This window comes from Klebsiella sp. F11 (assembly GCF_056712265.1).
On the sequence record NZ_CM160060.1, the window covers coordinates 2,600,278 to 2,613,704 of the forward strand.

Here is a 13,427-nt window from a genome sequence, read left to right on the forward strand (position 1 = left end):
GCGAACAACGTGACGCAACCTTTTCCCTTAATTGAAATTTCCGGCACGCCGTACGAACGGGGCTGCCAGTACGGTGAGCAGGCTAAGGCGCGGATCCACGCCAGCGTAGCCATTTATGGCGACCAGCTGAACGCCCTGCGGATCGGTCAGGAACAGCGCGACCGCCTGATTAATAGCTTCAGCGCCATCATTCGCGAGTTTGACGCGGACTATCTCGACGAAATGCGCGGCATCGCCAGCGCGTCCGGCGTTTCGCTGGAAGCGATTGTGATGATCAACGCCCGTACTGAAGTTATCGCCCAGGCGCGTAGCCTGCAGCAGTGCCAGACGCCGCACGACGACAGCATAAAAGATGGCTGTACCGGCGCGGTGATCCTGCCGCAGCGCAGCCCGCACGGCAAACTGATTCATGGGCAAAACTGGGACTGGCGCGCGGAGTGCGCGGAGAGTTCGGTGGTGGTGAAAATTAAGCGTCAGCAGGGGCCGGATGTCCTGACTTTCGTGGAGGCCGGGGGGCTTGGCCGCAGCGGGATGAACAGTGCCGGTATCGCCATCACCGCTAACTATCTGCGCTGCGAGCGTGATTATCAGCAGCAGGGCGTTCCGCTGTCGCTGATCCGCCGCAAGGCGCTGGAACAGCAGCATATGGCGCTGGCGATGAAGGTGGTGGCCACCACGCCTAAGTCGTGCTCCAACAATATGATCCTCAGCACAAAAGAGGGCTTTGCGATCGATTTTGAATGCGCCCCGGACGAAAGCTTCACCCTCTACCCGCAAAATGGCCTGCTGGTGCATGCCAACCACTGGGAGAGCCTGCCCGCGCGCTGCAAAATTCGCGAGGAGGGCGTCGACGCCTCGCCGGATTCGCTGTACCGCAGCTGGCGGGTCCATGAACTACTCAACGCTCACGCGAAACCGGGCGAAGAGGAGATGAAAAGCGCCTTTTTCGATGATTTCGGCTCCCCCTATTCCGTCTGTCGGCCGCCGCGGCCGGGGTTCAGCAGCGATTTATCCGCCACGGTGGCGATGATCGTGATGACTCCCGCTGAGGGGATGATGGATGTGGTACCGCTTCCGGCACTTAACCGCGACTTCACGCGCTACACGCTCGATTAACAGAGAGATCGCTATGAAAAAATTATTATCAGCTGTTGCCCTGTTACTGCCGGGCATGGTGGCGCAGGCGGCCGATGGCGAAGTGATTCGTTTTGCGCTGAATCAGGATATCCGCAGCAGCCAGCCGGGCGTCAACCGCGACGGAAACACCGATAATGTCCTGATGCACGTGGTGGAAGGGATGGTGGGCTACCGTGAAGACGGGACCGTTGGCCCGATGCTGTCGTCATCGTGGGATGTGAGTAATGAAGGCAAAACCTATACCTTCCACCTGCGCGAAGGGGTGAAGTTTCACAACGGCGACGCCATGACGGCGCAGGACGTGGTGTGGAGCTGGAAGCACTGGAACGACCCGAAAACCCAGTGGCGATGTTTGCGCGAGTTTGACGGCAGCGGGTTGATTCATGTTACCGACGTCAGCGCGCCGGATGCCCATACCGTGGTCATGACGCTGGAGAAACCGGTGGCGCTGTTTCTGGACACGCTGGCGCGCACCGACTGCGGCGCGGCCGCGGTGATCAGCCCTAAATCGGTTGCCGCGGATGGCTCCTGGATTGCGCCGATCGGCACCGGGCCGTTCAGCTTTGGCGAGTGGAAGCACGGCGAATACGTCTCGTTGAAGCGCTTTGCCGACTACAGCGCGCTGGCGGGGAAAGAGGATGGCTTCGTCGGCGGCAAAAAGGCGCTGGTGGAGGAGGTGCGCTTTATGGCGATCCCCGATGCGGCAACGGTGAAGGCGGGCCTGCAGTCGGGAGCGGTGGATCTGGCGCAGGTGAGCCCGATTGACGGCATCGACCTGAAAAAAGACCCCAATATCTCCCTCGAAGTGGCGCCTAACGCCCAGCGTCACGTGATGCTGATTCAGACCGACGATCCGCTGCTGAAAAACGTCAAGCTGCGCCAGGCGATAGCCTCTGCGCTGGATAGCGAACAGATCGCGCTGGGAACCAGCCAGAACCTGGCGCAGGCCTCCAACTCCAACATTTCCGTGGCCTCGGCGTTTTACAGCAATATTCAAAAGCAGGGCTATAAGTACGATCCGGCCCGCACGGCCCAGCTGCTGAAAGAGGCGGGCTATAAAGGCGAGCCGCTGGAGATTATCGCCAACAAGCGCGCCACTGTGCCGAGTTTTGATATGGCCATTATTATCCAGGCGATGCTGCAGGCGGCGGGCATTAACGCCCGGGTTACTACCATGGAGTGGGCGACCCAGCTTGAGCGCTATCAGTCCGGGCGCTATCAAATGATGACCTTTACCTACTCCGCGCGCTTTAACCCGGCGCTGGCGTTTGAGCAGCTGGTGGGAGATAAAACGAAGCAGAAACGTAAGGTCTGGGGCGATCCGCAGGCTATCGCGATGACCGATGAGCTGGCCACCGTTGACGATCCGGCGCGGATCCAGGCCATCACCGATAAGCTGCACCAGCAGATGATTGCTGATGTCCCGCTGATCATCTTTTATCCCGGGCTGGATATTGTTGCGCACCGTAAGGCGATCAGCGGCTATAAATCCTGGCTGGCCGCCGCCGCGCGGCTGTGGAACGTCAGCAAAGCCTGATGAGATAAGGAGACGCGCATGTTGCAGTTTCTGCTTACCCGTATTTTGACCGCGATTCCGACGCTGCTGCTGGTGACCGTGCTGGTCTTTCTGCTGACGCGCATGGTGCCGGGCGACCCGGCGCTGCTAATGCTGGCGGATATGGCCACGGAGTCCAGCCTTGCCGATCTGCGCCACAGCATGGGGCTGGATCAGGGGATCGTGCAGCAGTTCTTTATCTGGTCCGCGAACGTGCTGCACGGCGACTTTGGCCACTCCATTCAGAGCGGTCAGGCGGTGCTGCCTTTGATTCTGCAACGCTTCGGCGTGACGCTAAGCGTGGTGCTGGTGGCCATCGTTATCGCCTCGCTGCTGGCGGTGCCTGCGGGAATGCTGGCGGCGTGGAAACAGAACTCCTCCCTGGATACCGGGCTGGTAATGTTCTCCACGTTTCTGCTGTCGATCCCCAGCTTCTGGATGGGGCTGCTTATTCTGCTGCTGCTCGGCCTGAAGCTGGGCTGGCTGCCGGTTGTCGGCTACGTCTCGTTGAGCGATGACCTGAAGGCGGGGCTGCTATATCTGCTGATGCCGGTGCTAACGCTGGTGCTGGTGGAGATCGGCGCGCTGGTCCGCATGATGCGGGCCAGTACGCTGGAGGTGCTGCGGCTCGATTATGTCTCCCACGCCCGGGCGAAAGGGCTGCGCGAGCGCGCGGTGCTGACGCGCCACGTGTTCCCGAATGCCTTTGGGCCGACGTGGACGCTGATTGGCCTGACGCTCGGCAACCTGCTCAGCGGGGTGGCGGTGACGGAAACGGTCTTCAGCCTGCCGGGGCTCGGCCGCCTGCTGGTGGATGCCATTTATGCCCGCGACTATCCGGTTATTCAGGGATGTATGCTGTTTATCGCCACGCTCTATGTGCTTACCAATCTGCTGATTGATGCGCTCTATCCACTGTTCAATCCGAGGGTTTCTGCGTGAAGAGAAAACATATCGTCCTCGCGCCAAACGCGCTGCTGGGAATCGCGCTGATTGGCACCATCGCGCTGGCCGGCATCGTGGGCTTCTTCTGGACTCCGCTGGACCCGTCGCGGATTAATATTCTGGCGCGCCTGCAGTCTCCGGGCGCGGGCCATCTGCTGGGCACCGACGAATACGGTCGCGACGTGCTCAGCCGCCTGCTGGCCGGAGCCAATGCCAGTATGACCATATCTCTGGTGACGGTTGGCTTTGCGCTGTTGGTCGGTATTACGCTGGGGCTTATCAGCGGCTACCTGCGCGGCGCGGTGGATCGGCTGATTATGATGCTGACCGATGCGCTGCTGGCCTTTCCCGGCATTCTGCTGGCGCTGGCGCTGTTGAGCATTCTCGGCAACAACCGCTACGGCATTATTTTGTCGCTGGGTCTGGCCTACACCCCTTCGGTGGTGCGCATCGTTCGCGGCACCGTGCTGGGACTGCGCGAGGCGGAGTTTGTCTCTGCGGCGAGGGTGATGGGGCACAACGAATGGGCGATCCTACGCCGCCATATTCTGCCTAATTGCCTGGCGCCCTTAACTGTGCTGGCAACCTCGATGCTGGGCTGGGTGTTAATTTCAGAAAGCGCGCTCTCCTTTCTCGGCCTCGGCGTGCCGCCGCCGGAGCCGACGTGGGGCAATATGCTGGCCGCCAGCCGCAGCTATCTTGCTCAGGCGCCGTGGCTTGCGCTCCTGCCGGGCCTCTGTATATCGCTGGCGCTGCTGGGGGTCAACATGCTGGGCGACGCGTTGCGTGATTATCTCGATCCGAGGATGCAGTGATGAACAATACAACCGCATTATTGCAGGTCAGTAACCTGCGGGTTAGCGTCGCGGAGCGCGAAGTCGTAAAGGGGATCTCATTTACGCTCGCTCCTGGCGAAGTGCTGGCGGTAGTCGGGGAGTCCGGCAGCGGTAAAACCCTGGCGATGCGTTCTTTAATTTCGCTGCTGCCGACCGGGGTGACCAGCTTTGCGGATTCGCTAATCTTTGACGGCCGCGACCTCAATCAGCTTACCCCCGATCAGCTGCGCGATCTGCGCGGCGCGGGCATCGGTATGGTTTTTCAGGAGCCGATGACATCGCTAAATCCGGCGATGACCATTGGTCGCCAGCTTGATGAAGGGCTGGCACTACACACCCGCCTCAGCGAATCCGCGCGGCGGGAAAAGATCGTGGCGATGCTGGAGCGCGTCGGACTGGCCGATGCCGGGAAATTACTGGGCGCTTATCCCCATGAGTTTTCGGGAGGCATGCGCCAGCGGGTGATGATCGCCGCGGTTATGCTGCTTGAGCCGAAGCTGATTGTCGCCGATGAGCCGACTACCGCTCTGGACGTGCTGGTACAGCATGAGGTGATGGATCTGATGCTGGCGCTCACCGCCGAAAAGGGCAGCGCCGTGATTCTGATTAGCCACAATCTGTCGATGGTTGCGCGCTACGCGTCGCGCATTATGGTGATGGAGCAAGGCGAGGTGGTTGAGCAGAACGGCAGCCAGCGCCTGCTGGCCGAACCGCAGCACGCCTATACCCGGCGCCTGCTGGAAGCGCTGCCGGTACGCCAGCCGGCGCCGGATCGCCAGCGGCTGCTGGCGGCGGAAAGCGTGATTGCGCTGACGGACGTTGATATCCGCTATGTAGGCCGCAAGTCCTGGTTCCGTCCGGCGAAGGTGACGCACGCGGTAAACGGGATCAGCTTTAACGTGCGCGCCGGCGAGACGGTGGCGCTGGTCGGCGCGAGCGGCTCCGGCAAAACCACCATCGGTAAGCTTATTGCCGGCATGCTGAAGGCCAGCCAGGGCGTGCTGGCGTTCCGCGGACGGGCGCTCAACCCGGCGGATAAGGCGCTGATGACCGCCTGGCGGCGGGAGTGTCAGATGATCCAGCAGGACCCGTTCTCCTCGCTTAATCCGCGGATGCGCATCGCGCAAATTATCGAGGAGCCGCTGCTGCTGGTGGCGACGATGAACCGCAGCGCGCGCGAGCAGCGGGTGCGCGAGGTGCTGGATGAGGTTGGGCTGGGAGAGCTGTTTATGTCCCGCTATCCTCATCAGCTTTCAGGCGGCCAGCGTCAGCGGGTGGCGATTGCGCGGGCGATTGTCCGCCGTCCGGCCTTTATCATCGCCGATGAGCCGACTTCAGCGCTGGATATGACGGTGCAGAAACAAATTCTCGATCTGCTCAAGCGGCTCCAGCAGCATTACGGCTTTGCCTGCCTGTTTATTACGCACGATCTCGGCGCCGTGGAGCAGATAGCGGACAGAGTGCTGGTGATGGAGAAGGGGAACCTGGTTGAAAGCGGTTGGAGCGACGACGTTCTGGATAATCCTCAGCATTCCTATACGCGGCGGCTGCTAAGCTGCCTGCCGGTTCTTATACCGCGGGAGCAGGGTGGATATCAGCTGCAGCAGCCGGCCTGAACGCGCCGTCAGGTGGATTGCGAGCGGACGGAAAGCGAATAAATGCAAAATAGCGGCGGTACTCCGCCGCTATTGTTTTATCGCGCTAAAAGAGAGAATTACAGCGTAGGGTAATCGGTATAGCCTTCTGCGCCGCCGCCGTAGAAGCTCTCCGGACGCTGCGGGTTCAGGGCCGCTTTGTGCTTCAGGCGGGCAACCAGATCCGGGTTGGCGATAAAATCGCGGCCGAAAGCGACGGCGTCAATCAGCCCTTTGCCGATCAGGTCGTTAGCTTTTTCAATGGTGTAGGCGCCCGCGCCGATGATGGCGCCCGGGAAGCGGTCGCGAACCTTCTGACGGAACTCGTCGCTGTACGGCTGGCCGCCGGCCCAGTCCGGCTCGGACATGTGCAGGTAGGCGATACCGCGTTTAGCCAGCTCTTCAATGAGATACAGGGCATCAGCTTCTTCATTCGGGCCGTTATCGACGTTCTGGAAGCTGCCGATTGGCGATACGCGGATACCGATGCGATCGGCGCTCCACTCTTTACTGACCGCATCCACCACTTCCAGCACCAGGCGCGCGCGGTTTTCAACGCTGCCGCCGTACCGATCGGTACGCTGGTTAGAGGTCGGGGAGAGGAACTGGTGCAGCAGGTAACCGTGGGCCGAGTGCAGTTCCACCAGATCGAAGCCGGCGTCGCGCGCGTTGCCTACCGCCTGGCGGAAATCGTCGACGATCCCCGGGATCTCATCGAGCTCCAGCGCACGCGGCATGGAGGTGTCGGCGCGCACGGCGTGGCCGTTCTCATCGCGCAGCGAGGTACGGGTGCCGGCGCTGATGGCGGAAGGCGCCACCGGCGCCGCGCCGCCCGGCTGCAGGCTACTATGGGAGATACGCCCGGTGTGCCACAGCTGGACGGCCATGTGTCCCGCTTCGGCGTGAACGCCGGCGGTGATTTTCTGCCAGGCCGCGATCTGTTCCGGGCTGTGCAGGCCCGGGGCGCCGGCATAGCCTTTAGCCTGGGCGGAGATCTGCGTCGCTTCTGAAATAATCAGTCCCGAGCTGGCGCGTTGACGGTAGTACTCGGCCATCAGAGGAGTCGGGATATCGCCAGGTTCGATGCTGCGCAGGCGGGTCAACGGAGCCATAAACACGCGGTTAGGTACGGTGACCGCACCCACTTTTAACGGGGTAAACAGTTTTGATTCGGACATAATGACTCCTGAGTAGACCGGTCGTCTCATAATTCATTAAATAAAAACGCCTGTTAAACGCCAGGCGCGGCAATAATACTTTTGGCATGGGCAAGGGCGCTTTCCAGCGGCGTTGCGCTGCGCGTAATCTTGGCCTGCAGGTTGGCGCCCAGCCACAGGGAGTAGAGCACCTGCGACAGGGTTAACGCGTCGCCGCTGAAGACCAGGCTGCCTTCCTGACGGCCCTTGTCCAGCGCGTCGCCAAGCAGGGTAATAATTTGGCTGGCGCCTTTATCCATCTCGGCACGCATCGACTCCGACAGATCGCAAACTTCCGCCGATAGCTTCACCGTCAGGCAGCCGCTGATAATGCCCTGCTGGCAAAACTGAGTCAGCGTATGCTGATAGTAGGCCAGCAGGCGATCGCGATAGTTGCCTTCGCCGTGGGCGAAATGCGCCACCAGCCGCTGCAGATAGCCAGCGTAGTGATGTTCCAGCAGCGCAACCCCGTAAGCTTCCTTTGAGCGAAAATAGTGATAGAAAGAGCCCTTCGGCACTTCCGCCGTTTTCAGCAGTTCGCTCAGGCCCATGCCGGTAAAGCCGCGGTGCATGCACAGCTGTTCGCCGGTGGCCAGGATATGTTCGCGGGTATCGCAATCGGTATGTTTGTTCATGGCGCTCACTGTAGTAGACCGATTGGTCTAATGCAAGAGATAAATTTAAATGCCGCGCGGCGCGGTGGTCGGGTAACAAAAGTTGCCAACCGCCGGTGAAACGTCTTCAATGAAAGAGAGAAAGAGGCGATCGGAGGCGTGAGGTGGCAGAGCAGCTGGAGTTTTTCCCGGTACCAAGTCCGTGCCGGGGAATTTGTCAGTCGGATGAACGCGGCTACTGTCGCGGCTGTTTACGCAGCCGCGAGGAGCGCTTCAGCTGGCAGACGATGAGCGACGTACAAAAGCAGGAGGTCCTGCGGCTGTGTCGCCAGCGCCTGTTGCGCAAATTACGTGCAGCTAAGGTAAACATCGCGGAAGAACCGCAGCAACCTTCACTGTTTTAATGGCAAAAATGGGTATACTCGAAGCACTTTTTTGTTGAGGATGTTGCTATGGTTCAGCGTATTGCTATGGCCCCGCAGGGGCCGGAATTCTCGCGTTTCGTTATGGGCTACTGGCGTTTGATGGACTGGAATATGTCCGCGCAAGAGCTGGTAGGCTTTATTGAGCAGCACCTGGATCTTGGCGTCACAACCGTCGATCACGCGGATATTTACGGTGACTATCGCTGTGAGGCGACGTTTGGCGAAGCGCTGAAGCTGGCTCCGCATCTGCGTAGCCGGATGGAAATTGTCAGCAAATGCGGCATTGCCACGAAGGCGCGGGCGGAAAACACCATCGGGCACTACATTACCGATCGCGACCATATCGTGCTCAGCGCCGAGCAGTCGCTGCGTAATCTGGCTACCGATCATCTCGATTTGTTGCTGATTCATCGCCCGGATCCGCTGATGAATGCCGACGAGGTGGCGGAAGCCTTCCTCGCGCTGCACCACGGCGGCAAGGTGCGCCACTTCGGCGTTTCTAACTTTACGCCGGCCCAGTTTACCCTGCTGCAGTCGCGTCTGCCGTTTACGCTGTCGACTAACCAGGTGGAAATTTCGCCGGTGCATCAGCCGCTGCTGCTTGACGGCACCTTAGATCAGCTGCAGCAGCTGCGGATCAGGCCGATGGCGTGGTCCTGCCTGGGCGGCGGCCGTCTGTTTAATGACGAAAGCTTCCAGCCGCTGCGCGATGAGCTGGCTCAGGTTGCCCGGGAGCTGAACGCCGAAAGCATTGAGCAGGTGGTCTACGCGTGGATCCTGCGCCTGCCGTCGCGGCCGCTGCCGATTATTGGCTCCGGCAAGATTGAGCGCGTCCGCTCCGCGCTGGTGGCGGAAAAGCTGAATATGACTCGTCAGCAGTGGTTCCGCATCCGCAAAGCCGCGCTGGGATACGACGTCCCGTAAGCGACGCAAAAGCGCTACCGGCGCTCGTGCTGTGCCGCGATAAACCCGGATATGGCCCGCGCCGTTTTCCGGGTTTTTTCTTTCAGCGCCAACGCTTCACGCCGTCCTTTCTTCTATCGTTCCGGCAACGGGCGCCTGCTCCAGCTGCGACAGCGCGCAGTAGAGGCGCCAGATAACCGCCGCCAGCTCCTTCGCCGCCGGCTGATGGTGATGACTAAGCGCGTCGCAAATGCGCTGCAGCTCCTGCAGCGTTGACGCCAGCGGCCGCTGCTGAACGCCGCGCTCGCTCATCACATCCCGCAGCAGGCTGATGCACAGATCGCGCACCTGAGAGAGCGGGTCGGAGCGGGTTTCCCACTCCCGAAGCTGCCACACCACGTGCGAACAGTTAAGCAGCACCACCCCCCAGCGCAGCAGCCAGCGGCGCGCCAGGGCATCCTGGCTGTTACTCAGCTGGCTGATGTGGTGATAAACCAGAGACTCAAACTCGTGCTCGCTGTGCTGCGGATGGCGGCTAAGCTGATCGACAAAGTGACGGCGTAACGCCTTGATGTGGCGACGACTTTTGCGTGCATCCGAGCCCGGGCTTATCACCGCGAAGGCAAGCCAGGCAAGGCCTACGCCGATGATTTTTCCCAGGTTATCGTTAAGGAATGCGGCAAAGTCGTAGACCGGCGGATTGGTTACCGAAATAAACGAACCCATAAAAACGATCAGCTGCCCCCACAGACCCGCCAGCTTTGTCATCTGCAGCTTAAGCAGCTGCATGGTGGTAAGCAGGGGAAAGAGAAACAGCAGGAATTGCCATAAATCGGTTATCTGCACCATCAGGCCGAATTTCACCACGAAGCTGAACAGCGAGAGCAGCACCAGCGTGCGCATCAGCAGCGTCAGCGATTTAAACGGCGAGGGCGAGACGGAATAGAGTACGCAGCAGATAGCGGCGAGGGTGAGCGCGGCGGCGCTGGACTGCCACTGGGTGCTGATGCCCCAGGCCCCGACCATCACCAGCGCGCAGAAGGTTCGCACGCCGTTCCACAGCGCTTCCGCCTGATCGGTGTGGCGGGCCAGCGCGGGCGCCGAAGGAACGTTGAATTCGGTCACTGCCGTCGCGTTTTCCACCCGCGCTATCCAGCGGCTGCTCTGCAGATAGAGGCGGCAGAAGTAGCGCAGGCGCATCCAGAAGGCCAGATGCCGGTAGTCGGCAGCGGCTCCGGGCGCCAGCGGGGCGATAATGCGGGCGACGGAGTAGAGATCGGCGCGCGGGCTGGCCAGTTCGCTCAGCAGCGTCTCCAGCACCGCGCGGGTATTGGTCGGCGCATCGGGCCAGTTGAGCAGCATTCGGCGCAGGCTGGAGATGACGCTGGTCATGCGCAGCTGCTGGTGCAGCAAATAGTTCAGCAGCGGGTTCTGTCGGCGGAAGCGGTAGTGGCTCCAGAAGGCCTGAATACGCAGCAGGTTCATGGTCAGGATCTGGCCAATTACGCTTTCGTGGGCGGTACGAATGGCATCGGTGGTTTCCGGTACCCACAGCAGGCTGGCATGCTCCAGCAGGCGCGCGTGCATGTTTTTCAACGCCGTTAGCAGCGTAGTACCGTCGGAGGTGCTGGGCAGGATCATCATCATAAACCCGCCGCACAGGATCCCAATGATGACTTCGCAAACGCGCGACTGGGCAATGGTCCACAGCTCGTTGGCGTCGGTAACGTTGATCACCGGGAAGGCAATAATGGCGCAGGTATAGCCGGCAAGCTGGAAAGCGTAGGCCACGTTATTGGTGTACATCGCGCAGGCCCAGGTGCAGAGCGCGATCCATGCCGAGATGCTAAACAGGAACAGCCACGGATCGTTCAGGGTATGGCCGGCCAATAGCAGGGCGGCGCAGGCGCCGAGCAGGCTGCCGGCGATGCGGCCAAAGCTTTTGCTGATCACGCCGCCGACCGTCGGAAAGCTGACCACCGCCGCCGAGGTCATCGCCCAGTAGGGCTCGTCGAGGTTCAGCCAATAGGCGACGCTCAGCGCCAGGCACATGGCAATACCGTTGCGCAGCGCGTACCGCCACTGCGCCCGGCTGGCCTTAACCCACGGAAGCGCGCGCCACGTCAGGGCCTGCACCTTCACTACGGTTGGCCTATAGAGACGGTACAGGTGGTGCCGGAGATAAGCGTGATCTCCGGCGGCAGGTCGGTCAGCTCGATGCGTACCGGCACCCGCTGGGCCAGGCGTACCCACGGAATATTCGGTTTAATATCCGCCACCAGCCCGGCGCCGCTTTCAACGCTCTGGTCAACGATGGCACGGCCGATGCTGGAGACGTGACCTTGTAACTTTTGCTTGCTGCTATACAGAATAACCTCGGCGCTATCGTCGGCGCGGATATGGCGCAGCTTGGTTTCTTCAAAATAGCCGATGACGTAGAACGAGTGGCTGTCTACCAGCGCGAACAGAGGGTGGCCAACCGAGGCGTAGTCGCCCACCCGGGTCGAGAGATTGGTGACCCAGCCGTCAACCGGAGCCTTTATCGCGGTCTGCTCCAGCTGCCACTGGGCGTGTTCAAGACTGGCCTGCGCCACGCCCACCAGGGCTTTGGCCGCTTCGAGGACCGCATTAGCGGTATTCAGCGCGGTGCCGGCGCTTTCCAGATCTTCGGCGGAAATCACGTTGCGCGACAGATTTCGGCGGCGGGCGGCGTCACTGGCGGCTTTCGCCTGTTCCACCCGGGCCTTCGCCAGGTCGGCGCGGGTTTTGGCCAGCTGCGCCTGGGCGTCGAGTAAGGCAATTCGATAGGGGGTGTCATCGATCTTAAACAGCACGTCTCCGGCTTTCACCAACTGGTTATCGCGGACGTTGAGCTGCAGGATGCTGCCGGAGACTTGAGGCGTGACGCCGACCTGCTCGGCGCGTACCTTGCCGTCGCGGGTCCACGGCGATTGGGTGTAGTAGTTCCAGACCAGCCAGGCGGCAATAATCGCCAGCGCCGCGATCAACAGGGTTGAGAAGTATTTTATTTTTTTCATCGAGTTAACATTACCAGATGGTCAACAGAACCAGCGCCAGACACACTGAAAGCGCAAACAGGGAGAGATCCATCAGCAGCGGGTGCCAGATATCGCCGGCGTACATCCAGTCGCGCAGCTGACGGTGGAGCACCAGCCAGATAAAGAATCCCGGCAGGACGGCTTTAAACAGGGGAGGGAAATAGATAGAAGCGCCAAACACCAGGTCCTGGAGCGACAATCCGCAAGCGTTAAGACTCAGTTTCACAAGCAAAAATCCTTTGCCGTTGCAGGTAGAATGTCAGGTAATGCTATTATTTGCATTGTAAATCATTGTTTTCATATTAGTGAATCAGGTAATTCATTTGTTTTGATTATTCAAATGCTGCACACTATTCTAAAATCAGTATAATAACTTAGCAAGCTAATTATAAGGAGATGAAATTGGAATCGCCACTGGGTTCTGATCTGGCACGTTTAGTGCGCGTCTGGCGCGCGCTGATCGACCATCGCCTGAAACCTCTGGAGTTAACGCAGACGCACTGGGTCACGCTGCATAACATCCATCAGCTGCCGCCTGAGCAGTCGCAGATTCAACTGGCGAAAGCTATCGGTATTGAGCAGCCTTCGCTGGTGCGTACGCTGGATCAGCTGGAGGAGAAAGGTCTCATTTCTCGCCAGACCTGTGCCAACGATCGGCGGGCGAAGCGTATTCGGTTGACGGAAAAAGCGGAGCCGCTGATCAACGAGATGGAAGAGGTTATCAGAAAAACGCGCGATGAAATTCTGTCCGGCGTCTCGCGGCAAGAGGTTGAAATGCTGCTCGGTTTGATCCGCAAGCTGGAGCACAATATTCTGGACCTCCAGGCAAAAGATTAACCTGTCCGGGGCCTTGATCCCTCAGGGCCTCGCATCCTCTACAGCCGCACGACGATGCGGTTGCGTCCGCCGTTTTTCGCTTCATATATCGCCGCATCCGCGCGCTTCACGCACTTCTCTGCGGTCAGGTGACTGTCACCAATAAAAACGCTCTGCGCTATAGGATTTCATCGCGCGTGGCTGACGATCTCGCGGTAATAATGCAAGGCCTGAAGCGATAGCGATTGCGAAGACGCAAAGATAGGCGGTTTATATTAGCGGCGGCAGCTGTTTAATTGGCTGTATT

General features: G+C 60.0%; 13 protein-coding genes. 8 read left to right on the plus strand and 5 right to left on the minus strand.

Annotated elements, in window-relative coordinates:
* The first annotated feature begins 9 nt into the window (after positions 1 to 9).
* The 5 genes from AC1M2H_RS12935 to AC1M2H_RS12955 are packed head-to-tail and all read left to right on the plus strand — an operon-like array spanning position 10 to position 6,089.
* Entirely contained in the window at positions 10 to 1,116 is a 1,107-nt protein-coding gene (locus AC1M2H_RS12935) for a C45 family autoproteolytic acyltransferase/hydolase (protein ID WP_480151631.1), read from the plus strand.
* 13 nt (positions 1,117 to 1,129) lie between these two features.
* Positions 1,130 to 2,674 carry an ABC transporter substrate-binding protein gene (locus AC1M2H_RS12940; RefSeq protein WP_480151632.1) on the plus strand — a complete coding sequence of 515 codons (1,545 nt, stop codon included), beginning with the start codon at positions 1,130 to 1,132 and terminating at the stop codon, positions 2,672 to 2,674.
* Between the two features lie 18 nt (positions 2,675 to 2,692).
* The gene (locus tag AC1M2H_RS12945; RefSeq protein WP_480151633.1) at positions 2,693 to 3,634 is read left to right on the plus strand and encodes an ABC transporter permease; all 942 of its coding nucleotides are present in this window, start codon (positions 2,693 to 2,695) and stop codon (positions 3,632 to 3,634) included.
* On the plus strand, positions 3,631 to 4,452 hold the full coding sequence (locus AC1M2H_RS12950) for an ABC transporter permease (protein ID WP_159236984.1): 822 nt from the start codon (positions 3,631 to 3,633) through the stop codon (positions 4,450 to 4,452). The genes AC1M2H_RS12945 and AC1M2H_RS12950 overlap by 4 nt, the downstream gene beginning before the upstream one ends.
* Positions 4,452 to 6,089, plus strand: a complete 1,638-nt coding sequence (locus AC1M2H_RS12955; RefSeq protein ID WP_480151634.1) for a dipeptide ABC transporter ATP-binding protein — start codon at positions 4,452 to 4,454, stop codon at positions 6,087 to 6,089. The genes AC1M2H_RS12950 and AC1M2H_RS12955 overlap by 1 nt, the downstream gene beginning before the upstream one ends.
* 98 nt (positions 6,090 to 6,187) lie before the next feature.
* Here AC1M2H_RS12955 and nemA read toward each other — a convergent pair whose 3' ends face one another.
* Positions 6,188 to 7,285 carry an N-ethylmaleimide reductase gene (nemA, locus tag AC1M2H_RS12960; protein WP_480151635.1) on the minus strand — a complete coding sequence of 366 codons (1,098 nt, stop codon included), beginning with the start codon at positions 7,283 to 7,285 and terminating at the stop codon, positions 6,188 to 6,190.
* Between the two features lie 53 nt (positions 7,286 to 7,338).
* Positions 7,339 to 7,938: a TetR/AcrR family transcriptional regulator gene (locus AC1M2H_RS12965; RefSeq protein WP_480151636.1), complete on the minus strand. Its 600-nt coding sequence runs from the start codon at positions 7,936 to 7,938 to the stop codon at positions 7,339 to 7,341.
* Positions 7,939 to 8,081: 143 nt separating this feature from the next.
* Here AC1M2H_RS12965 and AC1M2H_RS12970 point away from each other — a divergent pair, with 143 nt between their 5' ends.
* Positions 8,082 to 8,321, plus strand: coding sequence for a DUF1289 domain-containing protein (locus AC1M2H_RS12970; protein ID WP_480151637.1), 240 nt, complete (start codon positions 8,082 to 8,084; stop codon positions 8,319 to 8,321).
* 48 nt (positions 8,322 to 8,369) lie between these two features.
* Positions 8,370 to 9,266: an aldo/keto reductase gene (locus AC1M2H_RS12975; protein WP_480151638.1), complete on the plus strand. Its 897-nt coding sequence runs from the start codon at positions 8,370 to 8,372 to the stop codon at positions 9,264 to 9,266.
* A gap of 96 nt (positions 9,267 to 9,362) precedes the next feature.
* On the opposite strand, the gene AC1M2H_RS12980 is transcribed toward AC1M2H_RS12975, so the two are convergent.
* From AC1M2H_RS12980 to AC1M2H_RS12990, 3 genes are read right to left on the minus strand one after another with little or no spacing between them, the layout of a single operon-like run.
* Positions 9,363 to 11,387 carry an FUSC family protein gene (locus AC1M2H_RS12980; RefSeq protein ID WP_480151639.1) on the minus strand — a complete coding sequence of 675 codons (2,025 nt, stop codon included), beginning with the start codon at positions 11,385 to 11,387 and terminating at the stop codon, positions 9,363 to 9,365.
* Positions 11,387 to 12,283, minus strand: coding sequence for an efflux RND transporter periplasmic adaptor subunit (locus tag AC1M2H_RS12985; RefSeq protein ID WP_480151640.1), 897 nt, complete (start codon positions 12,281 to 12,283; stop codon positions 11,387 to 11,389). The genes AC1M2H_RS12980 and AC1M2H_RS12985 overlap by 1 nt, the downstream gene beginning before the upstream one ends.
* A gap of 10 nt (positions 12,284 to 12,293) precedes the next feature.
* On the minus strand, positions 12,294 to 12,530 hold the full coding sequence (locus AC1M2H_RS12990; protein WP_480151641.1) for a DUF1656 domain-containing protein: 237 nt from the start codon (positions 12,528 to 12,530) through the stop codon (positions 12,294 to 12,296).
* A 170-nt stretch (positions 12,531 to 12,700) separates the two neighbouring features.
* On the opposite strand from AC1M2H_RS12990, the gene slyA reads away from it, so the two are divergent.
* Positions 12,701 to 13,141, plus strand: a complete 441-nt coding sequence (gene slyA / locus AC1M2H_RS12995) for a transcriptional regulator SlyA (protein WP_480151642.1) — start codon at positions 12,701 to 12,703, stop codon at positions 13,139 to 13,141.
* Positions 13,142 to 13,427: the final 286 nt, after the last annotated feature.